Here is a 25,464-nt window from a genome sequence, read left to right as displayed (position 1 = left end):
GGGTGAAACATTCATGACAACCCAACAACTGTTCCTCGGCATCGACTGCGGCACCCAAGGCACCAAAGCGATCATCCTCGACGCCACCAGCGGTCAGGTCCTCGGCCAGGGCGCCGCCGCCCACACGATGATCAGCGCCGCCAACGGCCGTCGCGAGCAGGACACCGCGCAATGGCTTGAGGCCTTCGCCCTCGCCACCCGCCGCGCTTTATTGGCGGCAAATGTCGACGGCCAGTCGATCCTCGGCATCGGCGTCTCCGGCCAGCAACACGGTCTGGTGCTGCTCGACGATCAAGGCCAGGTCCTGCGCCCGGCCAAGCTCTGGTGCGACACCGAAACCACGGCTGAAAACGACCGTCTGCTCGCTCATCTGGGCGGAGAGCAAGGCTCGCTGGAACGCCTCGGCGTGGTCATCGCGCCGGGCTACACCGTATCCAAACTGCTGTGGACCAAGGAACAGCATCCAGACGTTTTCTCCCGCATCGCACGAATCCTGCTACCCCACGACTACCTAAATTTCTGGCTCACCGGCCGTGCGTGCAGCGAATACGGCGACGCGTCCGGCACCGGCTATTTCAACGTACGCACTCGCCAATGGGATTTGCAGCTGCTGCGCGACATCGACACCAGCGGCCGTCTGCAAGCCGCGCTGCCGGAGCTGATCGACGCCCATCAAGCGGTCGGCACGATCCTGCCGGCGATTGCCGAACAACTCGGTATCAACCCCAACGCACTGGTATCCAGCGGTGGCGGCGACAACATGATGGGCGCCATCGGCACCGGCAATATTCAGCCGGGCGCGATCACCATGAGCCTCGGTTCTTCCGGCACGGTGTACGCCTACGCCGAAGCGCCGAAGGTCAGTCCGGATGCGTCGGTCGCGACCTTCTGTTCGTCGAGCGGAGGCTGGATGCCGTTGATCTGCACCATGAACCTGACCAATGCCACCGGCGCGATCCGTGAACTGTTCGACCTCGATCTCGACGCCTTCAACGCCTTGGTGGCCCAGGCCCCGATCGGCGCCGAGGGTGTCAGCATGCTGCCGTTCCTCAACGGCGAACGCGTGCCTCCCCTGCCCCACGCCAGCGGCAGCCTGCATGGCCTGACGATCGATAACCTGACGCAAGCCAATCTGTGCCGCGCCGCCGTCGAAGGCACCACCTTCGGCCTGCGTTATGGACTGGATCTGCTACGCCAGAATGGTTTACAAAGCCGCAGCATTTGCCTGATCGGCGGCGGTTCGAAAAGTGCGGTGTGGCGGCAGATCGTCGCCGACATCATGAACACCCCGGTGATCTGCACCGAGCAGAGCGAAGCCGCTGCGCTGGGCGCGGCGATTCAGGCGGCGTGGTGCAAGTCGTGGTCGAACGGCCACGAAGACACCCTGGCCGACCTTTGCCAGCGCTGCGTGAAGCTCGACCTGAACAGTGAAACCCTGCCGGTTGCCGCCAATGTCGCGGCGTTCCAGCAGGCCTATGAACGCTATCGACTGCATGTCGCAACCTTATAAAGAGCAAACAACTATGTACCTGGTGTGTGGCGAAGCGCTGTTCGATTTCTTCAGCCAAGACGATGCCGGCGGACAGGCATCGAAAGTCAATTTCAAGGCGATTGCCGGTGGCTCGCCGTTCAACGTGGCGGTGGGCTTGCGCCGGCTGGGCGTGGATTCGGCGCTGTTCGGCGGTTTGTCCACCGACTACCTCGGCCGTCGTTTGCAGCAAGTGCTGCAGGATGAAGGTGTGCGTCCGGACTATCTGGTGGATTTCGCTGCGCCGACCACCCTGGCTATGGTTGCCGTAGGCGCCAATGGCTCGCCGCATTACAGCTTCCGTGGCGAAGGCTGCGCTGATCGCCAGTTGAGCCTGACGCACCTGCCAACGTTGGGCCCTGAAGTACGCGGTCTGCACTTCGGTTCCTTCTCGCTGGTGGTGCAGCCGATTGCCGATACCTTGCTTGCGCTGGTGCAGCGTGAAAGCGGCAAGCGCCTGATCAGCCTCGACCCGAACGTGCGCCTCAACCCCGAGCCGAACATCGACCTGTGGCGCGAACGAATCGCTACGCTGGTGCCGTTGGCGGACCTGATCAAGGTCAGCGACGAAGATCTGAGCCTGCTGTATCCCGAGCAGGATCCGGCGCGCGTCATCGAAGGCTGGTTGCAGCATCGCTGCCAGGTGGTGTTCCTGACCCGTGGCGGTGAAGGCGCGACCGTGTTCAGCCGTGCCCACGGTTCATGGTCGGTGCCGGCAAGCTCGGTGAAGATTGCCGATACCGTCGGCGCCGGCGATACCTTCCAGGCCGCGTTGATCACCTGGCTGACCGAGCATGAGCTGGATTCGGTGGAAGGCGTGCAGCACCTGAGCCGCGAACAGATCGACGGCATGCTCAGGTTTGCCGTACAGGCCGCCGCCCTTACATGCAGTAAAACAGGTCCGGATTTGCCTTATCGCCACCAGTTGACCTGACCGCGTAGACTGGCGCCCTTTTTTGCACGACGGGATGACGGCTTTTGAATTCGCGGCGCACGGTTGGACTGTTGGTATTGGCGGCACTGCTGACCGGTTGCGGAACATCGCCGCCGCGTTCGCCGGAAAACCTCTGCGAGATTTTCCGCGAAAAAAGCGATTGGTACGACGCGGCGCAAGTCACGCAAAAGCGCTGGGGCGTACCGATCCAGGTTCCGTTCGCGATCATGTATCAGGAGTCCGGCTACCGCTACGACGCCAAGACGCCGCGCAAATACCTGTTGTGGGTGATCCCGTGGGGCCGGGTTTCGACGGCGTCGGGTTATGCGCAGGCCAAGGATGAAGTCTGGTCTGATTACCAGAAAAGCACCGGAAGATATGGCGCCGATCGCGAAGACTTCGACGACGCCATCGACTTCGTCGGCTGGTACATGGACAAGACCACGTCGATCAACGGCGTGTACAAGTACGACGCCTACAATCAATACCTCAACTACCACGAAGGCTGGGGCGGTTTTCGCCAGAAGACCTATGCCAGCAAGGCGTGGCTGCCGCCGGTGGCGCGCAAGGTGCAGAACCGCGCGGACATGTACGGTCAGCAATACGCGGCGTGCAAGGATGATCTGAATCGCGGGTTCTGGAGCCGGTTCTGGCATTGGCTCTGACCCTCAGTGCTCTTACGGACGCATTCGCGAGCAAGCCCGCTCCCACAGGGATTTAGAGTGACCACAATTTAGTGTGCACCCGGGAAACCTGTGGGAGCGGGCTTGCCCGCGAAGGCGTCAGTCCAGACACCACCGACCTATGTGTTACAACACCGAAAAGTTGTAACTCACAATCAACCGGGTCTCATCCACATCCCGGGCGAACTTCTCGTAGTTGGTGCGGTACGTCGCATTACGCAAACGCAGGCTGACGTCCTTGAACGTCCCGGTCTGAATCACGTACTTCAGCTCGCTGTCGCGTTCCCACTCTTTGCCTTCCTGATCGCTGCCCGGGACCTTGATGTGATCGCCGTTCACGTAACGGGTCAGGAAGCTCAGGCCGTTGATGCCGATCGCCTTGAAGTCATAGTCATAACGCAGCTGCCAGGAACGTTCCTGCGCGGCGGCGAAGTCGTTGACCTGCACGTAGTTCACCAGGTACGGGTTACTGCCATCCAGATACGGCATCGAATTGTCGCCGTTCATACGCTGCCAGCCGGCGCTGAAGGTGTGGCCGCTGATGCCGTAGGACAGCATGCCGCTCAACGCCCGGTTGTCGATTGAACCGGCTTTCGCATCACCGCTGTCGGCGCTTTTCAGCAAACGCAGATCGGCTTTCAACACGCCGTCACCCAGCGGCTGGTTGCCCAGCAGACCGACGAAGTGCTGGCGATAGATGTCTTCCAGCTCGGCGTAGTGGTACTGCGCGGTCAGGCGATCGTTGATCTTGTAGTCGAAGCCGTACATGTCGAAATGATCGGCGGTGGTGTTGCAGGCATAACGCTTGTTCTTGCAGTGCACACGGATGTCTTGCGAATCGGTCGAATCCCGCGCGGTGTATTTGTCCAGACGCGCGGCCATGAAGGTCAGGTCCTTCACCTCTTTGGAGGTCAGCATCGCGCCGTTGAACATGGTCGGCAGCAGGCGGCCGTCGTTGTACTTGAGCAGCGGCAGATCCGGCAGCAGCGCGCCGTATTTAAGCACCGTGCCCGAGACTTTGACCTTGGCGGTCAGGCCCATCTTCGCGTACTGACCTTTCGAACCGCGCGGGTTGTCGCCGCTGGACGGCAACAGGCCGCTATTGCTGCGATCCGGGCTGGAATCGAGTTGAAAACCGAGCATGCCCAACGCATCGATACCAAAGCCGACGGTGCCTTCGGTATAGCCCGATTGCAGATTGAGAATGAAGCCCTGCGCCGACTCTTCGCGCTTGGACGCGCCCTGATCACTGGAGGTGTGCCCGTCACGGAAATCGCGGTTGAAGTACACCGTGCGCGACTCGATCTTCGCCGTGGTGTCTTCGAAAAAGCCGCTGGCCTGGACCTGCGCGGTAAAACCGGCGCACAGCACAAAGGCTCCGAAGCCAAACGACTGGCGCGGGGTGATGAGGGGAAATGGGGGACGCATTGAAAACTCCAACAGAACAACGATTGCGCACAGGCGCAAACAACCAGAAATAGCTCCCGTCCCAGGTCGATAAAGAACCGGGAGGCAGTGAACACGCGGGGTGAGCGCCAATGATGGCAGATGGCTTTGACGTGCCACAGGCGACTTTAGTCTGAAACTGACTGATTGTTCTTGAACGTTGAGGTTGACGATTGCACGAGATCTCTTGTGCGCAAGTGCCCGTTTCACGGGGCGAAACACCCGGCCTAAGGGTTTTCCCTATGCCGTCAGGCCTGTGCTTCTACGGCATTTGCGCCTTGAACGAGGCGGTTTAATCCTGCACCATCCGCCCACGCTAATCCAAAGGACGGAAATCAAGGCATGCTGGACGCCAACGCTACCCACATTACCCTCACGCTCGAAGGCGCTTCCGCCGACCTGCAAGTCCTCAGCTTCACCGGTCGCGAAGCCCTCAACGAACCGTTCCGTTTCGACATCGAACTGGTCAGTGCCCGCCCCGACCTCAAACTTGAAGAACTCCTGCACAAGCCCGGCTGCCTGACCTTCGGCGCCACTGGCGAGGGCAAGATTCATGGTCTGGTGTATCGCATCGAACAAGGCGATTCCGGCAAGACCCTGACCCGTTACAGCCTGAGCCTGGTGCCGCAACTGGCTTACCTGCGGCACAACCATGACCAGCAGATCTTCCAGCAACTGACGGTGCCGAAGATCATTGCTCAGGTACTGGAAGATCGCGGCATTCTGGCCGACGCCTACAGCTTCCAGCTCAGTGCCGAATACCCGGAACGCGATTATTGCGTGCAGTACGACGAATCCGACCTGCATTTCATCCAGCGCCTGTGCGAAGAGGAAGGCATTCACTTCCACTTCCAGCACAGCAGCAGCGGCCACAAGCTGGTGTTCGGCGACGACCAGACCGTGTTCCGCAAACTGAAACCGGTCAACTACCAGCAGGATTCGGGGATGACCGCCGACAAACCGGTGATCAAGCGTTTCAACCTGCGCCTGGAAACCCGTACCAGTCGCGTCAGCCGTCGCGATTACGATTTCGAGAAACCGAAGATTCTGCCTGAAGGCGCGGCCAAATCCGCGTTCATGCCGGATCTTGAGGACTACGACTACCCCGGCCGCTTCACCACGCGTGAACGCGGCAAGTTCCTCGCGACCCGCGCGCTGGAACGCCACCGCAGCGACTACAAACTCGCCGAAGGCAAAGGTGACGAGCCGACCCTGACCACCGGCCATTTCATGACCCTGGCCGAACACCCGCGCGCCGAGTGGAATGACCTGTGGCTGTTGCTGGAAATCTTCCACGAAGGCAAACAGCCGCAAGTGCTGGGCGAAAACGTCACCAGCGACGTGACCGACAACAAGAGCGATTTCCACCAGGGCTACCGCAACAGCTTCGTGGCCACCCCGTGGGACGCCCACTACCGCCCTGCCCTCGAGCACCCGAAACCGAAAGTCCTCGGCAGCCAGACCGCGATCGTCACCGGCCCCGCTGGCGAAGAAATCCACTGCGACCAGTACGGCCGCGTGAAGGTGCAATTCCACTGGGACCGCGAAGGCCAAGCCGACGACAAGACCACCTGCTGGCTGCGCGTCGCCAGCGGCTGGGCCGGCGCAGCGTACGGCGGCATCGCCATCCCGCGCATCGGCATGGAAGTGCTGGTGACCTTCCTTGAAGGCGACCCCGACCAGCCGCTGGTGACCGGTTGCCTGTACCACAAGGAAAACGTCGTTCCTTACGACTTGCCGGCGAACAAGACCCGCAGCACCTTCAAGACCCTCAGTTCCCCGGGCGGCAAGGGCTACAACGAGTTCCGCATCGAAGACAAGAAAGGCGTCGAGCAGATCTACATCCACGCCCAGCGCGACTGGGACGAGAACATCGAGCACGACCAGAAGATCCGCGTCGGCAATGAACGGCATGACACCGTCGAGGCCAATACGCTGAGCGAATTCAAGGTCGAGGAACACCGCATCACCCACCTGGACCGCAAGAGCGAAATGCGCGCCAACGATCACCTGACTGTGGGCGTTACCCAGCATGTGAAAGTCGGCACCGGGCAGTTTGTCGAAGCGGGTACGGAGATTCACTACCACGCGGGTGACAAAGTCGTGATCGAAGGCGGGATGGAGCTGACGGCCAAGGCTGGCGGCAGTTTCGTCAAGGTTGATGCGGGGGGTGTGACCATCAGTGGTGCGGAGGTGAAGGCCAATACCGGTGGTGCGCCGGGTGCCGGCACCGGGATCGCGATTCTGCCGCCGGTCATTCCGACCCCGGCCGCCAACGACAAGCCGGGCACCGTTGTTTCGCCGAAGCAGGTTGTGAAGTCGGCTTGATGCGATTGACGGAGTGGCCAACGGGTCACTCCGTCAATCCTGATCGAACGCCAAGGTGCCTGATCCTGCAGGCATTCGCCGAGACGCCCCCACGAAACTATCCCCGCTCAGACAGCCGGCGTTCAGCCCGGTTAACCATCGCTTAACGCCGCGGTCAAAAACTCTACTGAACCGCACACCCTCAGCCCCCGGCTGACGCCGAGTGCGGCAGGTTTGGCTTGCAACAGGCCGAACTCAATTTCCGTCGCACCGGAGTCCATCATGAACATTCGTCCGTTCCTGCTCACCACCGCCCTCGCCTGCACCGCGTTTGCCGGGCTGGCCCAGGCCAATGACACGTCCGCCAACACCAAGGCTGTGCCCTACGAATACGGCATGCCCCTGCACGTCAGCAAAGTGATCTCGATGACCGAGCCGCATACGCAGCAATGCAAGGTCATTACCGCCGACATGAAGTACCTCGACAACGCCGGCAAACCCGAGGAAATCAGTTACCGGAAATTGTCTGACGCGTGCAGCTTCCAAAACTGACAGAAAGCTCTGATTTGCGGCGCTGCGGTAGGCGAGCACGGGTCTCGAAGGGTATGCTCGGGGCCCTCCTCACTGCCGCAAGGATTCGCCATGCAGTTGTCGTTTCGCACGTTGTCGACCCTCACCTTTTCCCTGTGTTTTCTGCTGGCGCTGGCCTGGGGCCTCGTGCCGCAAATACTGCTTTCGATCTGGAGCATTGAATACTCCGAGGCAGCAGGATTTGTCGCACGACGCATGGCAGTGCTGTTCGCGGCGTTGGGGGTGATGTTTTATCTGGTGCGCAACGCGCCGGTGTCGATCGCGCGCAATGCCCTGAGCAACGGTTTTATCGTCGGCTGTTTTGGTCTGGCGGTCCTGGGTTTCGCTGAATGGCTCAACGGCCACGCCGGCCCCGGGATTCTGCTCGCGGTGCTGGTCGAGTTCGCGCTGGGCCTTGGCTTCTTGCAGGCCCGGCGCGTGACGGTCGAACTGGGTGAAACAGTCGGTTAGACGACTCTGGATCGCGGCACTGAGTGAGTTGCCGTGTGTTGCGCAAGATCCGAGCGCAACCCGGCGATCAGGCCGTTGATTTCGCGACAGCTGTTCAGATGACTGGCATCGATGCCACTCACCAGCAGCTCAACCTGATCGGTCTGGTGATCGCCATACACCTTGACGGTCATCGACAGATCCGGGGACAGCGTGCACTGGCAGCGTTTTGGTAGAAAGCTGCTTTCTATGATGTTGCGCAGTTCCAAGGCAGACAAAAACATGGCGAAACCTCTCCTTACTGTGAGACTGCCAATCAAGTATTCACGTCGACCGTTGCCACGGCTTCCCACGGGTGTATCCCCGCTGAATCCCTGGGTGTGACAAGCGGCTGTACTGCGAAATGCCCATTGGAGTGTAGGCGCCCAAACTCGGTGCGCCGCACCAAATCAACGCATAAAACGTGCCTTTCATCGGGTCGCTTTCACCTCCTTGCAAATCAACGGCTTGGCAAAAAGACAGGCCACTGGCCAGTTGCAAAATGCAAGATTCGATCGTGCAGGCACTGCAATTTGCATGCGGCTGGCGGTTTGCATTCATCGCCTGTGACAGTGAGAATGCCCGTCAACCAACGTACACCCGCCAGGAGGCTTCAATGGGAAATTTCACTGTTTACGCGACCGCCGGCCTGATGCTCGCCAGCCTGTCCACCCTCACCCACGCCGCCAAACTTGAAGACACCGCGCCCTATCCGAAGGCCGAAGCGGGCTTCACGCGCCAGGTCATCCACCTGCCGCAACAAGCCCAGGAAGAAAACCTCAAAGTCGAAATCCTCGCCGGCAAGACACTCGAAGTCGACTGCAACCGCCAGCGTCTGGGCGGCAACCTCGAAGAGAAAAACCTTGAAGGCTGGGGCTATCCGTTCTACCGCCTGGAAAAAGTCAGCGGCCCGATGAGCACGTTGATGGCCTGCCCGCCCGGCACCCAGAAAAAACGCGCGTTCGTACCGGTGATCGGTGACGGTTTCAGCGTGCGCTACAACAGCAAGCTGCCGATCGTGGTTTACGCACCGTCGGATGTCGAAGTGCGCTATCGCATCTGGTCGGCTGCGGACAAGATTGGCGTGGCCATTCCCGAGTAACTTCAAGCCACAACGCCGCACGCTGCCGCTCGTTCGGCGACATGGCGCAAGCTGTCGAAGTTGATATTGGCGCCGGAATCGATGGCGATGAACGTCTGATTTCGTGCGCCGGTTTGCGCCACGTACTGTTTGATGCCCGCGACCGCCAATGCACCGGAAGGCTCGGTGATCGAGCGGGTATCGTCGTAGATATTCTTGATCGCCGCGCAGAGTTCGTCATTGCTGACGGTGATGACCTCATCCACGCAGAAGCGACAAACCTCGAACCCATAGGCGCCGATCTGCGCCACCGCCACGCCATCGGCGAATGTGCCCACGTTGGGCAGCACTACTCGCTCATTTGCTTGCATGGCAGCTTTCAGGCAGGCCGAGTGCTCCGACTCCACGCCGATGATCCGCACCTCCGGCCGCAGGTATTTCACATACGCTGCGATACCGGCGATCAACCCGCCACCGCCCACCGGGACGAAGATCGCGTCCAGTACGCCCTGATGTTCGCGCAGGATTTCCATCGCAACCGTGCCCTGGCCAGCGATCACATCTGGATCGTCGAAAGGCGAAACGAACGTTCGCCCAGTCTGCTCGGCCAGTTGCAGAGCGTGAGCCAAGGCAAACGGAAAGCTTTCGCCATGCAGCAATGCCTCGGCTCCGCGACTACTGACGCCCAGCACTTTCAATTCAGGCGTGGTTGCCGGCATGACGATAGTCGCGGCAATGCCCAGTTCTCGCGCCGCCAACGCTACGCCTTGCGCATGATTACCCGCCGACGCCGTGATTACTCCGCGCGCCTTCTGCTCATCGCTCAACTGCACCAGTTTGTTGTAGGCACCACGGATCTTGAAAGAGAACGTCGGTTGCAGGTCTTCGCGCTTAAGCAGGATCCGGTTGCCCAGCGCTTCGGACAGCGCCGGCGCCGGTTGCAGCGGCGTGCGTACCGCCAGTTCATACACCGGCGCGGCGAGGATCTTTTTCACGTACTGCTCAAGCAGGGCTTGCTGGGCGGGGCTGTGGCGCATGGTCGTCTCCTGACGTTTGATTCAGAACCCCGGAGACAGAAAGTAAAAACCCGCCTCTAGGGCGGGTTGGGTGCTGCAGTCGTGAGCTAGCCCGCCAAATGAGGAATGGCGGTAATAATGCTTGGCTGGCAGCGCAGTACGGTGGAAGTCATGGGCCCGAAATTAGCCCGGGCGCTGCGGGCAAGTCAATGGCGAATTTTGCTTTCATTTCGCCAGACGCCTGAGCCCGAACAGCATCCCGCCCGCCCCCAGCAGCATCGCCGCCAGGAACAACGGGTACGACACCCACCACGGTGTGCCGGCGGTCATCATGCTGAATTCAGACATGCCGCCAATGCTCGCAATCAAGTTGAGCGGCAGGAACACCACGTTGATCAGCGTCAGTTTGCGCAGCAGGTTGTTCATGCTGTTGTTCATCAGGTTGCCCCGGGCGTCGATCAGCCCGGAGAACACCGTCGAATAGATTTCCGCCTGCTTGTAGCACTGGTTGTTTTCGATGATCAGGTCGTCGATCAGCCCGATCGCCTCGCTGCCGAAATGCTGTTTTTCCGCGTGATTGCGCAGGCGTGTGAGCACCGCGCCGTTGCTGTGCAGCGCGTTGATGTAATAGATCAGGCTTTCGCTGAGATTGAACATCTGCACCAGATGCTGGTTTTGCATCGAGGCGTTGAATTTCTGCTGCAACTCCCGGGCGACCAGTTTGATCACCTTCAGATGCCCGAGGTAGTGATGGATGTTGTTGAACAGCAGATCCAGCAACACATCCAGCGGCGTGTTCAGTGGCTGACGTGTGCCGACACCGTGCAGCGGCGTGTCGTCGGTGGCGATCACCAGCAACTGGCCCGGTGAGAACAGCAAACCGCACGACGACACCTCGAACGCCAGGCTGCCGCCGCCGGAATAGTTCTCCGGGCGTTTCCAGATCAGAAACAAGTGATCGGGGTGAAACTCGATCCGCGACACCTCGTCCGGATCCAGCGCCGAGGCCAGTGCGTGCTCATCGAGTTTGAAGTGACTGTGGAGCAAATCGCGCTCGGCAGCGTCGGGGTCGCTGAACAGCATCACCTCGGCGTCCAGCCGCTCGACCCGCTGCAAACCGCCGTGATTGAGTGCAAAGCTGTTGATCATCGGCCGGTCACCAGGCCTGGCCGCGGCGTTTGAGTTCGAGGCGCCGCACGAATTCTTCCAGCACCAGCGAATACAGATCGTCCTGCAGGTAAGCGTCTTCGATGCCGGCGTCGAGGTTCGGGTTGTCGTTGACCTCGATCACCACCACCTTGTCGCCGGCCTGCTTGAGGTCCACGCCGTACAGGCCGTCACCGATCAGGTTGGCGGTCTTCACCGCCAGCTCCACCACCGCGCGCGGTGCCTCGTGGATCGCCAGCGTGCGGCATTCGCCGTTGACGTCCTGGCCCTTGGCCTTGTGGTTGTAGATCTGCCAATGGCCCTTGGACATGAAGTACTGGCAGGCAAAGATCGGTTTGCGGTTGAGCACGCCGATGCGCCAGTCGTACTCGGTGTAGAAAAACTCCTGGGCCAGCAACAGCACCGAGTGTTCGAACAGCTCGGCAGTGGCTTCCAGCAAAGCCTCTTGGCTCTCGACCTTGATCACGCCACGGGAGAAGCAACCGTCCGGGATCTTCAGCACCAATGGAAAACCGAGGCGCTCGCCGACCCGCTCGAAGTCTTCGGGTCGCTCCTTGTAGAGGATTTCCGTGGCCGGCATGCCCAGTTGATGGCTGTTGAGCAGGTCGGTGAGGTAGACCTTGTTGGTGCAGCGCAGGATCGACGTCGGGTCGTCCATCACCACCAGCCCTTCGCTTTCGGCCTTCTTGGCGAAACGGTAAGTATGGTTGTCGACGCTGGTGGTCTCACGAATCAGCAAGCCGTCGTACTCGGCCAGCCTTGCGTAGTCCTTGCGCTCTATCAGCTCGACATCGATGCCCATGCCCTTGCCGACCCGCACAAAGTTTTCCAGTGCCCGGGCGTTGGATGGCGGCAACGCCTCCTGCGGATCATGCAGGATCGCCAGGTCATAACGCGCCACTTGCGGCGAACGCGGAACACGCCAGATCTTGCGGCTGAAGCCATCCAGCGCATTGGCGAACTGATCTTCCTGATCGTCGCGCAACTTGTGCAAGGCGCCGGACTTTATACCTTCGATGTGCCAGCCATTAGTTCGACGAAACTCAACTAACAGAATCGGACACGGGAACACTTCAAACAATTGGCGGGCCAGATCCTGCAACGGCTCGATATGCGTTCTGCCGAAATAAAGTGTCAGCGTAAAACCTTCGGTATCGCTGTAAAGATGATGACTGAGGGCTTTTTCCAGTGTTTTATCCAGGTCATCCAGCGCCAGGCCGTAAAGGGATTTTCGGGTCAGTTCGCTGATGGTGCGCACCGAAGGAATCACCTTGTGACCACGGGCCTCGGCCAACAGCGAGCAGTAGTAGCCGTGCCCGAGGTACTTGTAGCTGCGGCACAGGTTGATCACCTGCACCCGTTTTCCCGGCTCGCTGTCGGGAGGTTGTTCGAGGTATTCCTGGGCCGTCAGGATGTCTTCGCTGGGAAAGTACGAGGCCCAGTCTTCCTTGCGTTCGACGATGATCAACACTTGACTGAAAGTCCTGATCTGCGGTTTTAAATAAGTTGCCGGTGGCAAACTTTGACTGGATACTTCGCGCCAATGACCCTGTACCGCTGACATAGAAATTGATCCGTTGGAGAACAAGACCTTTTCTATTAAGCACGAAGTTTTTCGAAAGTCCCGTTTCGTTACGCAACTTTTACGGTGGTCATATGAATGCTGTTTTTCGCCTGGCGGTGGTTGATGATTTGCCAGCGTTGCTCACGCTGGAGATGCACTGCTTCACCACGGATCGGCTCACCCGCCGCAGTTTCCAATGGATGATCACCCGGGCCCACGGGCAGTTGTGGGTGGCCGAACGTGAGGGCCAACTGGCCGGATATGCGCTGGTGCTGTTTCATCGCGGCACTTCGCTGGCCCGGTTGTATTCGATTGCGATTGCCCCTGAAGCGCGTGGCACTGGTCTGGGCAAGCAATTGCTGCAACGAATCGAGGCCTGCGCGCTCGAGCACGACTGCGCCTACCTGCGGCTGGAAGTGCGCACCGACAATCCCGCCGCCATCGCCCTGTACGAGCGCAACGGTTACCGGCGCTTTGCGCTGATCCATGACTACTACGAGGATCACGCCGACGCACTGCGTCTGGAGAAACGCATTCTCCAGCACCGCGACTCACGCAACATCAAGGTCCCCTATTACCGGCAAACCACCGATTTCACCTGCGGCCCGGCCTGCCTGCTGATGGCCATGGGTGCGTTGCAGACCGATCATTTGCTGGAGCGGCGCGAGGAATTGCAGTTGTGGCGCGAGGCAACCACCGTGTTCATGACGGCCGGCCATGGCGGTTGCAGCCCGCAGGGCCTGGCACTGGCGGCTTGGCGCCGGGGTTTCAAAGTGCGTTTGCAACTGAGCATGAGCGGGCCGCTGTTTCTCGACGGCGTGCGCGATACGCATAAAAAAGACGTCATGCGCCTGGTCCATGACGAGTTCATGGCGCAACTGAACGACACCGACGTCGATCAAGTGATCGGCGTAGCGCTGGATTTACCCGCACTGCTGGCCAACGGTGGGCAGCCTCTGGTGCTGATCAGTAGCTATCGCCTGACTCGTTCCAAATCGCCGCACTGGGTGATCGTCACCGACTGCGATGAAGACTTCGTCTACCTGCACGACCCGGACGTCGATCATAGCCAGCATCGACAGCCCATGGACTGCCAGCACGTGCCGGTCAGCCATGGGGAGTTCGAGAAGATGTGCCGCTTCGGTCGTGGCAAGTTGCGGGCGGCGGTGGTGCTTTATGCCCGCTCACCCGCATGAACGGGATTACTTGAGTCCGATCTTGTACAGCGAACCGTCGGACTCATCCGTCAGCACATACAGGTAACCATCCGGCCCCTGGCGCACATCACGGATCCGTTGTTTCAGTTCGCCCAGCAAGCGCTCTTCATGCACCACCTTGTCGCCATCGAACTGCAAGCGGATCAGCTCCTGCGTCACCAGCGCACCGATGAACACGTTGTGCTGCCACGGTTTGAAGCGATCGGCATCGTAGAACGCCATACCGGTGACACCCGGGGACTTTTCCCACACATGGTGCGGCCCTACCGTGCCTTCGGCGGTCTTGCCCTTGGCTTCCGGGATCGGTTGCATGGAGTAGTTGATGCCGTGGGTCGCCAGCGGCCAGCCGTAATTTTTGCCGCGCTCGATGATGTTCACCTCGTCGCCGCCGCGCGGGCCGTGCTCGTTTTCCCACACGGTGCCAGTCCACGGATTGAGCGCGGCGCCCTGAGGATTGCGGTGACCGTAGGACCAGATCTCCGGGCGTACGCCGGACTGGCCGACAAAGGGATTGTCATCCGGCACCTTGCCGTCGGGGTAGATCCGCACGACCTTGCCTTGCAGCTTGTCCAGATCCTGCGCGGTCGGGCGGTCGTTGTTTTCGCCCAGGGTGATGAACAGATAACCGTCCCGGTCGAACACCAGCCGCGAGCCGAAGTGGTTGCCGACCGACAGTTTCGGTTCCTGGCGGAAAATCACGTTGAAGTCCTTCAGGATTTTCAGGTCATCCGACAGGCGTCCTCGCCCCACTGCCGTCCCCGCTTTGTCTCCCGCACCGCCGCCCTCGGCGTAGGACAGGTACACGAGGCGATCCTGTTTGAAATCCGGTGACAGCACCACATCGAGCAATCCGCCCTGCCCCTTGGCCCAGACATCCGGCACACCGGTGATCGGCGCGGACAGTTTGCCGGCAGCGTCCACCACTCGCAGATTGCCGGGGCGTTCGGTGACCAGCATGCCTTGACGATCCGGCAGGAACGCCAGGGCCCATGGATGCTCGAGCCCTTGGGTAATCGTTGTGACTTCAAGGGTGCCCTGCTCGCTTTGCAGCTCTTTGGGAGCGGCAGCGAACGCCGGGGCGGCGATCAGTGCACTGGCACACAGGCCGGCCAGAAGGGTTTCACGCAACATGTACGATTCCTTTTGTTCGCTTGAAGGGCTGACAGAAGCAGTTCTGCCATTCAACGGTTGCTCCCGCTGTCACGGGCTGGAGGATTGGGAATGAAGGTAGGTGGTGTGCTCGGGATGGAGCGCAGCGGCTGGCCATTGCCGATGCCGCGGTTTTCCAGGGTCGGCGGCCGTGGCACGGGCACCGTGTTCGGCCCGCGAACAGGCGGAGCGCTGGGCTGGGTGCCCTGCATGCTGTTGGGGTTCGCCCGGCGGATCGGGCTGTTGTAAGGATTGTTGCTGTTGCCGGTCGGACTTTGCGCCAGCAACAGCGATGAATGCGTGGTGGCGCCCTCGGCGTGAACCAGCCCGCCACTGAGGGCCAGCAACGCAATGCCAAGCAGGAAACGGTTCATGAGCGGCCTCTCTTGATGCGCTGTTTTGATGCGCGTGGATTAGAGCCTTCGAGTCCACGCTACGCCGAGGGTTCGGATTTGTTAACCCGTCACCGCTAAACAAGATGTAACACGGCTTGACCTTCCGTTTAGCGCCGCCTCCCGCAAACGACGGAAACTTTTGCGCCGGGCCACAGGTCACCCGAACATCACTCGGAGAACAGCACCATGGCTCGGGCAATCTGGAAAGGCGCAATCAGTTTCGGTCTGGTGCACATCCCCGTGGCGCTGGTTTCGGCGACCTCGTCCCAAGGCGTCGATTTCGATTGGCTCGACAGCCGCAGCATGGACCCGGTCGGCTATAAACGGGTCAACAAGGTCACCGGCAAGGAAGTCACCAAGGAGCACATCGTCAAAGGCGTGCAGTTCGAAAAAGGCCGCTATGTGGTGCTCAGCGAGGAAGAAATCCGCTCGGCGCACCCGGTCTCGACCCAGACCATCGACATCTTCGCCTTCGTCGACAGCGAGCAGATCCCGCTGCAGAACATCGACACGCCCTATTACCTGGCCCCGGACAAGCGCGGTGGCAAGGTCTACGCCTTGCTGCGTGAAACCCTGAGCAAAACCCGGAAGGTCGCCCTCGCCCGTGTGGTTTTACACACGCGCCAGTATCTGGCGGCGTTGATGCCCCTGGAGTCGGCGCTGGTGCTGGTGAAGCTGCGCTGGCCGCAGGAAGTGCGCAGCCTCGACGAACTGGCGCTGGGCAGCGAAGTGACCAAGCCGCAGTTGGCCAAGGGTGAGCTGGACATGGCCAAACGGCTGGTGGAAGACATGACGGCGGACTGGACGCCTGAGGATTACAACGACGAATTCGAAAACAAAATCATGGCACTGGTGGACAAGAAGGCCCATGAAGGCAAGATCGAAGACGTTGAGACGGTTTCTGCTGAAGAAGAGCGCAAATCGGCCGATGTTATCGACCTGACCGAGCTGCTCAAACGCAGCCTCGGCGCGAAAGCCCCGGCCAAACCGGCGAAGAAGACCGCCAGCAAGACCACGGCGGCGAAGAAGACCAAAAAAGCCTCGTGAAAATGACATCGGGCGACTGTCTTGCAACAGTCGCCCGATTTGTCAGATCAGAATGAAGATCGCCAGCAGACCGCCGAAAATCGCCCACTTTTCCATGTAGTAGAGTTTGCGATTGCGCTTTTTCAGCTCTTTGCCGCGCAGGCGAATCTTGTAGATTTTGGTAAACAACCGGTTGATGCCACCGGTGCGGTCACCCGCATCGTTCGGCGCACCGGCTGCCGACATCACGGTGCGACTGAACCAGCCGTTGAACGCTGCTGCCCAGCGATACTTCATCGGACGCTCGACGTCACAGAACAGGATGATGCGGTTCTGGTCGGTGGTGTTTTCCGCGTAATGAATGAAGGTCTCGTCGAACATCACCGCTTCGCCATCACGCCAGTGATAGTTCTCGCCATCGACGTTGATGTAGCAACCGGCATCGTTCGGCGTTTCCAGACCCAGGTGATAACGGTACGAACCGGCGTACGGGTCGCGGTGACGCACCAGTTTCGAGCCCGGCGGCAACTCGGCGAACATTGCGGCCTTGATCGAGCCGATGCTCTGCACCAGTTCAGTGGTGCGCGGGCACAGTTGCAGCGCCGACGGGTGGCTGTCGCCGTACCACTTCAGGTAGAAACGCTTCCAGCCGGTCTTGAAAAACGAGTTGAAACCGACGTCGTCGTACTGGTTCGAGCGCTTGATCTCACCGGCGCGCAGCAAGTTGCGGCCTTCTTCACGGATTTCTTCCCAGTGCGTCTGCAACGGACTCAGATCGGGGAAGTCCTTCGGATCCAGGTAAGGCGTGTTGGGCTTTTTCGAGAACAGATAAAGGAAGCAGTTGATCGGCGCCAGAAACGAAGAGTGATCGCTCAATTGACGACCGAGTTTGTGGCGCACGCGACCGCGCAGATGAACGTATGCAATGGAAATGACATATACAGCGGCAATGATGAGTTTCACGGAAATCGTCACACGTCAGAAGTGAACAAACTGCGCGCCTTTAGGGCTGTGGCCCAAGGTCTGTGGCAGTGGTCTGAAATCAAAAAGCGTCCCGGTGGCGCATCCTTGAGCCCATGCCGTACAAGGCATTGGGTGAATGGATGGCATTTTAGCCACAGTTTGTAACCAATAGTGAACACTCATCTGTGAAAAACTGTCCCGCGATCGCGCCAAACGGCAATCGGGATGTCACTGCCCTATCGTTTAAAGAGCCAGACCAGTACAATCGCCGCCAAACTTTACGCGCCCCCCTTGGTTGATGACGGGATTGTCCCGCCTCAGCGCACTTCGACTCGGGCCAAGCGCTCCGGCTGCACCCTCGCTACTCAGCACGCTTCGCAGGAAAAACCTTTGATTTCTACAGCTAACATCACCATGCAGTTCGGCGCCAAGCCGCTGTTTGAAAACGTTTCGGTCAAATTCAATGGCGGCAACCGCTACGGCCTGATCGGCGCCAACGGTTGCGGCAAGTCGACCTTCATGAAAATCCTCGGCGGCGACCTTGAGCCGTCAGGTGGCCAGGTCATGCTGGAGCCGAACGTACGCCTGGGTAAATTGCGCCAGGATCAGTTCGCCTACGAAGAATTCACCGTGATCGACACCGTGATCATGGGTCACGAAGAGCTGTGGAAGGTCAAGGCCGAGCGCGACCGCATCTACTCGCTGCCGGAAATGAGCGAAGAAGACGGCATGGCCGTGGCCGAGCTGGAAACCGAGTTCGCCGAAATGGACGGCTACACCGCCGAATCCCGCGCCGGTGAACTGCTGCTGGGTCTGGGCATTCCGCTGGAACAGCATTTCGGCCCGATGACCGAAGTGGCGCCGGGCTGGAAACTCCGCGTTCTGTTGGCTCAGGCACTGTTCTCCGATCCGGAAGTGCTGCTGCTCGACGAACCGACCAACCACCTGGACATCAACACCATCCGCTGGCTGGAAACGATTTTGACGGCGCGTAACAGCACCATGATCATCATTTCCCACGACCGTCACTTCCTGAACAGCGTCTGCACCCACATGGCCGACCTGGACTACGGCGAGCTGCGTCTGTTCCCGGGCAACTACGACGAGTACATGACCGCGGCGACCCAGTCCCGCGAGCAACTGCTGTCGGACAACGCCAAGAAGAAAGCCCAGATCGCCGAACTGCAAACGTTCGTCAGCCGCTTCTCGGCCAACGCCTCGAAAGCCAAGCAGGCCACTTCCCGCGCCAAGCAGATCGACAAGATCCAGCTGGCCGAGGTCAAGCCATCGAGCCGCGTGAGCCCGTTCATCCGTTTCGAACAGACCAAGAAACTTCACCGTCAGGCCGTGACCATCGAGCAGATGTCCAAGGGCTTCGACGGCAAGACCCTGTTCAAGAACTTCAGCTTCACCGTTGAAGCCGGCGAGCGCGTAGCCATCATCGGCCCGAACGGTATCGGCAAGACCACCCTGCTGCGCACACTGATGGGCGAACTGACCCCGGACGCAGGTTCGGTGAAGTGGACTGAAAGCGCGGAGCTGGGCTACTACGCCCAGGACCACGCCCACGACTTCGAAGACGACGTCAGCCTGTTCGACTGGATGGGTCAGTGGACCCAGGGCGAGCAAGTGATCCGTGGCACCCTCGGCCGCATGCTGTTCTCCAACGACGAGATCCTCAAGTCGGTGAAGGTGATTTCCGGTGGTGAGCAAGGTCGCATGCTGTTCGGCAAGCTGATCCTGCAAAAGCCGAACGTACTGGTGATGGACGAACCGACCAACCACCTGGACATGGAATCGATCGAGGCGCTGAACCTGGCGCTGGAAAACTACCCGGGCACGCTGATCTTCGTCAGCCACGACCGTGAGTTCGTATCGTCCCTGGCCACGCGCATCATCGAGCTGAGCCCGAACGGCGTGACCGACTTCAGCGGCACCTACGACGATTACCTGCGCAGCCAAGGCGTAGTGTTCTAAGTCGAATCGAGCGGTAAACAGAAAGCCCTGTCCTTGTGACGGGGCTTTTTTTTGCGTTGAGGAAAAGATCGTTAGCCTGCTTCCTTTTAATCCAGCGCCAAGCCATGATGCGGACTCTCCCACCGCCGCCCGCGAACGAGTCCTCATGTCTGCGCAGCAACAGCCACCGCAAAGCTCCATGGCGATCACCCTGCAGATCGTCTCCATCGTTTTCTATACCTTTATTGCCTTCCTCTGCATCGGCCTGCCGATTGCGGTGCTGCCCGGCTACGTGCACGAACAGTTGGGTTTCAGTGCCGTGATCGCGGGACTGGTGATCGGTTCGCAATACCTGGCCACCCTGCTCAGCCGGCCAATGGCCGGACGGATGTCGGACACCATCGGCACCAAGCGGGCGATTGTGTATGGCTTGTCGGGGATTGTGCTCAGCGGTGTGCTGACGCTGGTTTCGACGCTGCTGCAGAGCTTGCCGTTGTTGAGCCTGTCGATCCTGATCGTCGGTCGCCTGCTGCTGGGGATCGCCCAGGGCCTGATTGGCGTCGGCACCATCAGTTGGTGCATGGGCCAGGTCGGAGCCGAACACACCGCGCGCTCGATTTCATGGAACGGCATCGCGTCCTATGGCGCGATTGCCATCGGCGCGCCGCTGGGCGTGGTGATGGTTGCCGATTATGGCTTCGAGAGCCTTGGCATTGCTTTGTCGTTGCTCGCGGCCGGCGCCTTGCTGCTGATCCGCAACAAGCCGTCGGTGCCGGTGGTGCGCGGTGAACGGCTGCCGTTCTGGGCAGTGTTCGGGCGGATTGCACCGTTCGGCGCCAGTCTGAGTCTCGCGTCGATTGGCTACGGCACGCTGACCACGTTCATCACCCTTTATTACCTCAATCGCGGCTGGACCGGCGCGGCGTACTGCCTGACCGTGTTCGGCGTGTGTTTCATTCTCTCGCGGCTGCTGTTCATTTCGGCCATCGGGCGTTTCGGTGGATTCACCTCGGCGATTGCCTGCATGACCATAGAAACCGTCGGCCTGGTCATGCTGTGGCTGGCGCCTTCGACCGCGTATGCCTTGATCGGTGCCGGTCTGGCCGGGTTTGGGTTGTCGCTGGTGTACCCGGCACTGGGCGTCGAGGCGATCAAGCAGGTGCCCAACTCCAGTCGCGGCGCCGGGCTGAGTGCTTATGCGGTGTTTTTCGATCTGGCGCTGGCGATTGCCGGGCCGTTGATGGGCGCGGTGGCGCTGAATCTGGGTTATTCGTGGATCTTCTTCAGTGCAGCCGTGCTGTCCGTGACCGGACTGGGATTGACCTTGCTGCTCAAGCGCCGGGCCATGGCGTGAACCCTCACTGATCCGCCGTCTGCATGCCCGCGCGGGTCGGCCTGCCCAGGGCATGGGAGAAGAACCGCCCGGCCTCGGAAATCAGGTTGCGGTGAATGTCTTCGCGATCCACGCCATCGGCATCGGTGCACAGCGCCGGCATGGCGAGGATCTGCTCTTCGGTGCACGGCGCCATGAACACGAAGTGCCCTGCCCCGGCCAGCAATTTGAAATCCGGCGCCGTCGGCAGTTTGCGCGCCAGGGCCGCAGCGTTTTTGTCGAAGGCCACCAGTTTGTCGCCGTCGCCGCTGTAGAGCAGCACCGGCACATGCACATCGGCCAGGGTGTGGCGGCCGAATTTAAGACTCAACGGCGCCATCAGTAGCAACGCATGCACGCGCGGATCGGCCACCGGTTGCAGATCGTCGCGATCGACAATCAACTCACCCTGGGTGTTGCAGGCGTCACGGTCGTCCGGGCGCTCCTGGCAGTAACGGCGCAGGCGATCCAGATCCGGCTGCGCGCCGGACAGAATCAACGCCGTTTCGCCGCCCGCCGAATAACCGATCACGCCAACCTGTTCGGCGTTCACGTACGGCGAGAGCATGCGATCGCCCAACGTCGCGGTAATGGCTTCGGAAATCTGGATCGGCCGGCCATAGAGATTGCTCAACGTACCGAGGCGACTGTGATCCCTGGAGTTGTCGCCGGGGTGAATCACCGCCACCACCACAAAGCCCTTGCGCGCCAGTGACGTGGCCAGGTCGTGCAACGCCAGCGGCGTGCCGGTGTTGCCGTGGGACAACATCAGCATCGGGAAGCGGCCGATGGCGACTTTGGTGTCTTCGCCGGCCTCGACCGAATAGCCTTCGAGCAGGCTCAGGTGTTCGCGGTCGCTGGAGGGATAGAACGCGATGGCGCGCATCGGTTGCAGGTCGAGCGGATCGAGGAACGTCATCTCGTGATAGCCGACGCTCCAGCGCGGGTGCTGCCCGGGCGCAGCGTGCACTGAATTCAGGCTGCCGAGCAGGCAAATCAGTAACGCTGCACAAAGACGCATCATGGGATGCCCCACCCTGTTGTTACTCAATCGAAAGATCCGTTGTGTTCGACGCCCGAAATTCCGAGGTTCGGTGATCCGGCGCGGCGTTGCACTCAGACGTTGATCATCAGACTGCATAACCCGGGCCAGATTATGTAACAGTCAGAAACAAAAAACTCCGTATCTGGCCCTTGCGGAACCAGAATACAGAGTTTTTTTGGGCTTGCCTGAACAGGAGCTGTTCTTTACGCAAGCCTTACGCGGCGGCGAACAGTTGCTCGCTGATCTTCGCCTGAGCGGCGCTCATGGCGTTGTTGCGCACTTCTTCACCGTACGCCAGGCCTTCAGCACGCACGACTTCGATGTCGGTGATGCCGAGGAAGCCGAACACCAGTTTCAGGTAGTCTTCGTGGGCCACGCCCGAAGCTTGACCGGCGTGGATGCCACCAGCAGTGGACACGATCACGACTTTCTTGCCACCGCACAGGCCTTCAGGGCCGGCTTCGGTGTAACGGAAGGTCTGGCCGGCGACGGCGATGCGGTCGATCCAGGCTTTGAGCTGGGTCGGAACGGTGAAGTTGTACATCGGTGCAGCAACGACGATGGCGTCGGCGGCGATGAATTCGGCCAGGGTGGTGGCGCTCAGTTCGGCTTCGTGCTGTTGCGCGGCGTTGCGCAGTTCAGCGGTGGTGCCAGCAGCCACCAGAGTGGTCGACGAGAAGTGGCTGATGGCGTCGGCGGCCAGATCGCGGTAGGTCACGACAGCACTTGGCTCGGCGGCTTGCCAGGCTTGAGTCACTTGACTGCTCAGCTGACGGGAAGCGGAGTTGTCGCCCAGAATGCTCGAATCGATGTGCAGCAGTTTCATGTGGAATCTCCTGGAATGAATCGCCGGTGGCGACGGAATGGAGACAATCCTACCGACGAAACCAATAGCTGATTAGACGGCAACAATGCGATAGTTTGTCCCACTGATAGAACAGTCGGATTTCCAGATGCAAGACCTCAACGATCTCTACTATTTCGCCAAAGTGGTCGAGGCCGGCGGATTCGCCGCCGCCGGCCGCTTGCTGGGCATTCCCAAGTCACGGCTTTCGCGGCGCATTGCCGAACTGGAAGAACGCCTCGGCGCACGTTTGCTGCAACGCACCACTCGCCAACTGAAGCTGACGGCGGTCGGCGAGCGCTATTTGCGCCACTGTCAGGCAATGCTGCTGGAAGCGGAAATGGCCGATGAAACGGTGGCCAGCATGTCCAGCGAGCCACGCGGACGTCTGCGGGTTTCGAGTCCGACCGGACTGGCCCATGAAATGCTGCCGGTGGTGATCAGCAATTTCCTTGGCAAATACCCTCAGGTGCAACTGGAAGTGACCCTGATCAATCGCCGGGTCGACCTCATCACCGAAGGCATCGACGTCGCCCTGCGCGTGCGTGAACACGGCGATGAAGAACCGATGCTGGTTACCCGCCGCCTGCGGCAAGCGCAAATGGTGGTGGTGGCGAGTCCTTCCTTTATACAGGGCGTGGAAATCAATCATCCGCAGGACCTGAAGAACCTGCCGGTGCTGGGCGCACTGGAGGCCGATCGCATGGTGCATGTGCGCCTGCTCGATCAGCACGGCAAGAGTTGCGATCTGGCACTGGAAGCCCGGCTGGGCATTGATGATTTCATCGTGCGCAAGGCCTGTGTGCTGGCCGGCCAGGGTTTCACGCTGTTGCCGATGATGTATTGCGAAGCGGAGTTGAATAACGGCACGCTGGTGCAATTGCTGCCGGACTGGTCACTGCCCGGTGGCTGGCTGCAAGCGGTGTATCCGCACCGGCGCGGGGTGATGCCGGCGGTGCGCGCGTGGATCGATCATCTGGTCGAATCGTTCAATGCCTGTGGAGAGCGGCTGTTATGAAACAAGGAAAGATGAGCGAGCAGGATGTCGCGGAGTTTTGCCTGGCCCTGCCCGGCGCCCGGGAAGACTACAAATGGGGTGGCGTGCGGGTGTTTTCGATTGCCGGCAACAAGATGTTTGCCTTGCAGGGATTGCGCGGTGATTCGCTGGCGTTCAAGGTCGACAAGGACCTGTTTCTCGGTCATTGCGACCGACCGGGCATTCACCCGGCGCCGTATCTGGCCCGGGCGCAATGGATCATCATGCACCCGCCCTACCCGCTGGGCGCCGAGGAACTGCAAGGCTTGCTGCAACGCTCCCATCAACTGGTGGTGAGCAAGCTGCCCAAGCGCGTGCAGGTCGGGCTGCTGCTCTAGAACAGCGCCAGCAGATTCGAACCGAGGAACAACTGATCGATCCAGAACACTTGGTGCAGCGCCACGATCATCCAGAACAGAATCTGAAACGACACCTTGCGCGTCTTGTGCCGGAAGACCTGCTGGGCGATCAACGCGCCCGGCCAGCCGCCGGCCAGTTCCACCGCGTGCAGGATGTTTTCCGGTGTGCGCCAGGCGTCGGCGCGGGCCTTGCGCTTGTCCGCCCAGTACAGGAAAAAAGCCAGCACGCTGACCAGCCCGTAAGCCGTCAGCGGTACCAGGGAAATCCCGCGCAGCCACATCGACAGCGAGCCAAACAACGGCAACGCGCAGACAATCAGCAACACCACCAGTTTCAATTTCAGATGCTGAATATTGCCACCGGAAGGCCCGCGATCCGGGCGGCGTGCGCGGGAATCACTCATGGCTGGGCGGCCGTCCAGTCGATCCAGCCGAACTGCCAGGTCGCCAGAATCACCAGACCGAAGACAATCCGGTACCAGGCGAACGCCGCGTAGCTGTGGCTGCCGATGAACTTGAGCAGGCCGCGCACCGCGATCATCGCGAAGATGAACGCCGTGACGAAACCGATGGCGAATACCGGAAAGTCTGCCGGAACGAACAGGTCGCGATACTTGTAGCCCGAATACACCGCCGCACCGACCATGGTCGGCATCGCCAGGAAGAACGAGAACTCGGTGGCGGTCTTGCGCGACAGGCCAAACAACAGGCCGCCGATGATGGTCGAGCCGGAGCGCGAAGTGCCGGGGATCATCGCCAGGCACTGGGCGAAGCCGATCTTCAGCGCATCCGTCCAGCGAATCTCGTCGACCGTTTCGGCGTGCACCTCATGCTGACGCTGTTCGGCCCACAACATCACGATCCCGCCCACCACCAGTGCAGCAGCAACGGTGATCGGGTTGAACAGGTAATGGTGAATCAGATCGGCGAAGATCACGCCCAGTACCACGGCGGGCAGGAAGGCGATCAGCAGGTTGGCGGTGAAGCGCCGCGCACTCGGCTGGGTCGGCAAGCCGATGACCACGTCGAAGATCTTGCGCCGGAATTCCCAGACCACCGCGAGAATCGCGCCGAGCTGAATGATGATGTTGAACGCCATGGCCCGCTCGCCTCCGAAGTTGAGCAAGTCGGCAACAATGATCTGGTGTCCGGTACTGGAAATGGGCAAAAACTCCGTCAGCCCCTCTACAACTCCAAGAATCAGTGCCTGCAAGGCGGTCCAAAGATCCATCAATCCCCCAAAGAGCGATGCCCGGCGGCATGCCCCGATAGTATTTTTTTACGTTCACTGCGTTCAGCGTAGCTGATTGAAGCTGT

At 60.2% G+C, this 25,464-nt stretch carries 25 protein-coding genes and 1 pseudogene; 13 read left to right on the top strand and 13 right to left on the bottom strand.

The window, feature by feature from the left end:
- Positions 1-13 precede the first annotated feature (13 nt).
- From xylB to KJY40_RS14960, 3 genes are read left to right on the top strand one after another with little or no spacing between them, the layout of a single operon-like run.
- Positions 14-1,510 (top strand): xylulokinase, encoded by a 1,497-nt coding sequence (xylB, locus tag KJY40_RS14970; RefSeq protein WP_230730853.1) that lies wholly within the window; start codon positions 14-16, stop codon positions 1,508-1,510.
- Positions 1,511-1,523: 13 nt separating this feature from the next.
- Complete coding sequence (locus KJY40_RS14965; protein ID WP_230730844.1) at positions 1,524-2,462, top strand: carbohydrate kinase family protein; 939 nt, start codon at positions 1,524-1,526, stop codon at positions 2,460-2,462.
- 44 nt (positions 2,463-2,506) lie between these two features.
- Positions 2,507-3,127 carry a transglycosylase SLT domain-containing protein gene (locus KJY40_RS14960; protein WP_230730843.1) on the top strand — a complete coding sequence of 207 codons (621 nt, stop codon included), beginning with the start codon at positions 2,507-2,509 and terminating at the stop codon, positions 3,125-3,127.
- Between the two features lie 144 nt (positions 3,128-3,271).
- Here KJY40_RS14960 and KJY40_RS14955 read toward each other — a convergent pair whose 3' ends face one another.
- Entirely contained in the window at positions 3,272-4,573 is a 1,302-nt protein-coding gene (locus KJY40_RS14955) for an OprD family porin (RefSeq protein ID WP_230730842.1), read from the bottom strand.
- Positions 4,574-4,933: 360 nt separating this feature from the next.
- On the opposite strand from KJY40_RS14955, the gene KJY40_RS14950 reads away from it, so the two are divergent.
- Positions 4,934-6,919: a type VI secretion system Vgr family protein gene (locus KJY40_RS14950; protein ID WP_230730841.1), complete on the top strand. Its 1,986-nt coding sequence runs from the start codon at positions 4,934-4,936 to the stop codon at positions 6,917-6,919.
- 131 nt (positions 6,920-7,050) lie between these two features.
- Here the strand turns inward: KJY40_RS14950 and KJY40_RS14945 are convergent, their stop codons facing one another.
- Positions 7,051-7,188 carry a hypothetical protein gene (locus KJY40_RS14945; protein ID WP_230730840.1) on the bottom strand — a complete coding sequence of 46 codons (138 nt, stop codon included), beginning with the start codon at positions 7,186-7,188 and terminating at the stop codon, positions 7,051-7,053.
- Here KJY40_RS14945 and KJY40_RS14940 point away from each other — a divergent pair.
- Together KJY40_RS14940 and KJY40_RS14935 are read left to right on the top strand one after the other, a co-directional pair.
- Positions 7,181-7,450, top strand: a complete 270-nt coding sequence (locus tag KJY40_RS14940) for a DUF2790 domain-containing protein (protein ID WP_230730839.1) — start codon at positions 7,181-7,183, stop codon at positions 7,448-7,450. The genes KJY40_RS14945 and KJY40_RS14940 overlap by 8 nt on opposite strands.
- Positions 7,451-7,540: 90 nt before the next feature.
- A complete protein-coding gene (locus tag KJY40_RS14935; protein WP_230730837.1) occupies positions 7,541-7,939 on the top strand; it encodes a hypothetical protein in 399 nt (132 codons plus the stop codon).
- On the opposite strand, the gene KJY40_RS14930 is transcribed toward KJY40_RS14935, so the two are convergent.
- On the bottom strand, positions 7,936-8,202 hold the full coding sequence (locus KJY40_RS14930; RefSeq protein WP_230730835.1) for a DUF1652 domain-containing protein: 267 nt from the start codon (positions 8,200-8,202) through the stop codon (positions 7,936-7,938). The genes KJY40_RS14935 and KJY40_RS14930 overlap by 4 nt on opposite strands.
- A 371-nt stretch (positions 8,203-8,573) precedes the next feature.
- Here KJY40_RS14930 and eco point away from each other — a divergent pair, with 371 nt between their 5' ends.
- Positions 8,574-9,059, top strand: coding sequence for a serine protease inhibitor ecotin (gene eco / locus KJY40_RS14925; protein ID WP_230730833.1), 486 nt, complete (start codon positions 8,574-8,576; stop codon positions 9,057-9,059).
- Positions 9,060-9,085: 26 nt separating this feature from the next.
- Here eco and ilvA read toward each other — a convergent pair.
- The 3 genes and pseudogenes from ilvA to KJY40_RS14910 form a co-directional block, all read right to left on the bottom strand.
- A pseudogene (gene ilvA / locus KJY40_RS14920) lies at positions 9,086-10,075 on the bottom strand (threonine ammonia-lyase, biosynthetic); the annotation flags it as partial.
- A 204-nt stretch (positions 10,076-10,279) separates the two neighbouring features.
- On the bottom strand, positions 10,280-11,203 hold the full coding sequence (locus KJY40_RS14915; protein ID WP_085683743.1) for a magnesium transporter CorA family protein: 924 nt from the start codon (positions 11,201-11,203) through the stop codon (positions 10,280-10,282).
- Positions 11,204-11,210: 7 nt separating this feature from the next.
- Entirely contained in the window at positions 11,211-12,785 is a 1,575-nt protein-coding gene (locus KJY40_RS14910) for a RimK family protein (RefSeq protein ID WP_230730831.1), read from the bottom strand.
- A 92-nt stretch (positions 12,786-12,877) separates the two neighbouring features.
- Here KJY40_RS14910 and rimI point away from each other — a divergent pair, with 92 nt between their 5' ends.
- Positions 12,878-13,981, top strand: coding sequence for a ribosomal protein S18-alanine N-acetyltransferase (gene rimI, locus KJY40_RS14905; protein WP_230730829.1), 1,104 nt, complete (start codon positions 12,878-12,880; stop codon positions 13,979-13,981).
- Between the two features lie 6 nt (positions 13,982-13,987).
- Here rimI and KJY40_RS14900 read toward each other — a convergent pair whose 3' ends face one another.
- Positions 13,988-15,133 (bottom strand): PQQ-dependent sugar dehydrogenase, encoded by a 1,146-nt coding sequence (locus tag KJY40_RS14900; protein WP_230730827.1) that lies wholly within the window; start codon positions 15,131-15,133, stop codon positions 13,988-13,990.
- 50 nt (positions 15,134-15,183) lie between these two features.
- A complete protein-coding gene (locus KJY40_RS14895; RefSeq protein WP_230730825.1) occupies positions 15,184-15,525 on the bottom strand; it encodes a hypothetical protein in 342 nt (113 codons plus the stop codon).
- 207 nt (positions 15,526-15,732) lie between these two features.
- Here KJY40_RS14895 and ku point away from each other — a divergent pair, with 207 nt between their 5' ends.
- Positions 15,733-16,593: a non-homologous end joining protein Ku gene (gene ku / locus KJY40_RS14890; protein WP_230730822.1), complete on the top strand. Its 861-nt coding sequence runs from the start codon at positions 15,733-15,735 to the stop codon at positions 16,591-16,593.
- A 42-nt stretch (positions 16,594-16,635) separates the two neighbouring features.
- Here ku and lpxO read toward each other — a convergent pair whose 3' ends face one another.
- The gene (gene lpxO / locus KJY40_RS14885) at positions 16,636-17,535 is read right to left on the bottom strand and encodes a lipid A hydroxylase LpxO (RefSeq protein WP_230730821.1); all 900 of its coding nucleotides are present in this window, start codon (positions 17,533-17,535) and stop codon (positions 16,636-16,638) included.
- Positions 17,536-17,925: 390 nt separating this feature from the next.
- On the opposite strand from lpxO, the gene KJY40_RS14880 reads away from it, so the two are divergent.
- Together KJY40_RS14880 and KJY40_RS14875 are read left to right on the top strand one after the other, a co-directional pair.
- Positions 17,926-19,512 (top strand): ABC-F family ATPase, encoded by a 1,587-nt coding sequence (locus KJY40_RS14880; protein WP_039768209.1) that lies wholly within the window; start codon positions 17,926-17,928, stop codon positions 19,510-19,512.
- A gap of 145 nt (positions 19,513-19,657) precedes the next feature.
- The gene (locus KJY40_RS14875) at positions 19,658-20,845 is read left to right on the top strand and encodes an MFS transporter (protein ID WP_230730819.1); all 1,188 of its coding nucleotides are present in this window, start codon (positions 19,658-19,660) and stop codon (positions 20,843-20,845) included.
- A 4-nt stretch (positions 20,846-20,849) separates the two neighbouring features.
- On the opposite strand, the gene KJY40_RS14870 is transcribed toward KJY40_RS14875, so the two are convergent.
- Both KJY40_RS14870 and KJY40_RS14865 read right to left on the bottom strand, forming a co-directional pair.
- Positions 20,850-21,887, bottom strand: coding sequence for an alpha/beta hydrolase family protein (locus tag KJY40_RS14870; protein ID WP_230730818.1), 1,038 nt, complete (start codon positions 21,885-21,887; stop codon positions 20,850-20,852).
- 235 nt (positions 21,888-22,122) lie between these two features.
- Entirely contained in the window at positions 22,123-22,734 is a 612-nt protein-coding gene (locus KJY40_RS14865; protein WP_085745771.1) for an FMN-dependent NADH-azoreductase, read from the bottom strand.
- Between the two features lie 127 nt (positions 22,735-22,861).
- Between KJY40_RS14865 and KJY40_RS14860 the strand changes: the two genes are divergently transcribed.
- Both KJY40_RS14860 and KJY40_RS14855 read left to right on the top strand, forming a co-directional pair.
- The gene (locus KJY40_RS14860; protein ID WP_102686231.1) at positions 22,862-23,770 is read left to right on the top strand and encodes a LysR substrate-binding domain-containing protein; all 909 of its coding nucleotides are present in this window, start codon (positions 22,862-22,864) and stop codon (positions 23,768-23,770) included.
- Positions 23,767-24,126, top strand: a complete 360-nt coding sequence (locus KJY40_RS14855; RefSeq protein ID WP_127798052.1) for an MmcQ/YjbR family DNA-binding protein — start codon at positions 23,767-23,769, stop codon at positions 24,124-24,126. The genes KJY40_RS14860 and KJY40_RS14855 overlap by 4 nt, the downstream gene beginning before the upstream one ends.
- Here KJY40_RS14855 and KJY40_RS14850 read toward each other — a convergent pair.
- Positions 24,123-24,551 carry a DUF1294 domain-containing protein gene (locus tag KJY40_RS14850; protein ID WP_230730817.1) on the bottom strand — a complete coding sequence of 143 codons (429 nt, stop codon included), beginning with the start codon at positions 24,549-24,551 and terminating at the stop codon, positions 24,123-24,125. The two genes, KJY40_RS14855 and KJY40_RS14850, sit on opposite strands and share 4 nt — an antisense overlap.
- Positions 24,548-25,378, bottom strand: coding sequence for an undecaprenyl-diphosphate phosphatase (locus KJY40_RS14845; protein WP_230730816.1), 831 nt, complete (start codon positions 25,376-25,378; stop codon positions 24,548-24,550). Before KJY40_RS14845 ends, KJY40_RS14850 begins: the two co-directional genes overlap by 4 nt.
- Positions 25,379-25,464 lie beyond the last annotated feature (86 nt).

The sequence above is a fragment of the Pseudomonas fitomaticsae genome (genome assembly GCF_021018765.1).
Taxonomy (GTDB): domain Bacteria; phylum Pseudomonadota; class Gammaproteobacteria; order Pseudomonadales; family Pseudomonadaceae; genus Aquipseudomonas; species Aquipseudomonas fitomaticsae.
This window is presented reverse-complemented; position numbering and strand designations above follow the sequence as displayed.

Bases quoted from the DNA above. Each gene is read 5' to 3' on its own strand.
- xylB (WP_230730853.1), top strand. From the start codon at position 14: ATGACAACCCAACAACTGTTCCTCGGCATCGACTGCGGCACCCAAGGC.
- KJY40_RS14965 (WP_230730844.1), top strand. From the start codon at position 1,524: ATGTACCTGGTGTGTGGCGAAGCGCTGTTCGATTTCTTCAGCCAAGAC.
- KJY40_RS14955 (WP_230730842.1), bottom strand. From the start codon at position 4,573: ATGCGTCCCCCATTTCCCCTCATCACCCCGCGCCAGTCGTTTGGCTTC.
- KJY40_RS14950 (WP_230730841.1), top strand. From the start codon at position 4,934: ATGCTGGACGCCAACGCTACCCACATTACCCTCACGCTCGAAGGCGCT.
- KJY40_RS14940 (WP_230730839.1), top strand. From the start codon at position 7,181: ATGAACATTCGTCCGTTCCTGCTCACCACCGCCCTCGCCTGCACCGCG.
- KJY40_RS14945 (WP_230730840.1), bottom strand. From the start codon at position 7,188: ATGTTCATGATGGACTCCGGTGCGACGGAAATTGAGTTCGGCCTGTTG.
- KJY40_RS14935 (WP_230730837.1), top strand. From the start codon at position 7,541: ATGCAGTTGTCGTTTCGCACGTTGTCGACCCTCACCTTTTCCCTGTGT.
- KJY40_RS14930 (WP_230730835.1), bottom strand. From the start codon at position 8,202: ATGTTTTTGTCTGCCTTGGAACTGCGCAACATCATAGAAAGCAGCTTT.
- eco (WP_230730833.1), top strand. From the start codon at position 8,574: ATGGGAAATTTCACTGTTTACGCGACCGCCGGCCTGATGCTCGCCAGC.
- KJY40_RS14915 (WP_085683743.1), bottom strand. From the start codon at position 11,203: ATGATCAACAGCTTTGCACTCAATCACGGCGGTTTGCAGCGGGTCGAG.
- KJY40_RS14910 (WP_230730831.1), bottom strand. From the start codon at position 12,785: ATGTCAGCGGTACAGGGTCATTGGCGCGAAGTATCCAGTCAAAGTTTG.
- rimI (WP_230730829.1), top strand. From the start codon at position 12,878: ATGAATGCTGTTTTTCGCCTGGCGGTGGTTGATGATTTGCCAGCGTTG.
- KJY40_RS14900 (WP_230730827.1), bottom strand. From the start codon at position 15,133: ATGTTGCGTGAAACCCTTCTGGCCGGCCTGTGTGCCAGTGCACTGATC.
- KJY40_RS14895 (WP_230730825.1), bottom strand. From the start codon at position 15,525: ATGAACCGTTTCCTGCTTGGCATTGCGTTGCTGGCCCTCAGTGGCGGG.
- ku (WP_230730822.1), top strand. From the start codon at position 15,733: ATGGCTCGGGCAATCTGGAAAGGCGCAATCAGTTTCGGTCTGGTGCAC.
- KJY40_RS14875 (WP_230730819.1), top strand. From the start codon at position 19,658: ATGTCTGCGCAGCAACAGCCACCGCAAAGCTCCATGGCGATCACCCTG.
- KJY40_RS14870 (WP_230730818.1), bottom strand. From the start codon at position 21,887: ATGATGCGTCTTTGTGCAGCGTTACTGATTTGCCTGCTCGGCAGCCTG.
- KJY40_RS14865 (WP_085745771.1), bottom strand. From the start codon at position 22,734: ATGAAACTGCTGCACATCGATTCGAGCATTCTGGGCGACAACTCCGCT.
- KJY40_RS14860 (WP_102686231.1), top strand. From the start codon at position 22,862: ATGCAAGACCTCAACGATCTCTACTATTTCGCCAAAGTGGTCGAGGCC.
- KJY40_RS14855 (WP_127798052.1), top strand. From the start codon at position 23,767: ATGAAACAAGGAAAGATGAGCGAGCAGGATGTCGCGGAGTTTTGCCTG.
- KJY40_RS14850 (WP_230730817.1), bottom strand. From the start codon at position 24,551: ATGAGTGATTCCCGCGCACGCCGCCCGGATCGCGGGCCTTCCGGTGGC.
- KJY40_RS14845 (WP_230730816.1), bottom strand. From the start codon at position 25,378: ATGGATCTTTGGACCGCCTTGCAGGCACTGATTCTTGGAGTTGTAGAG.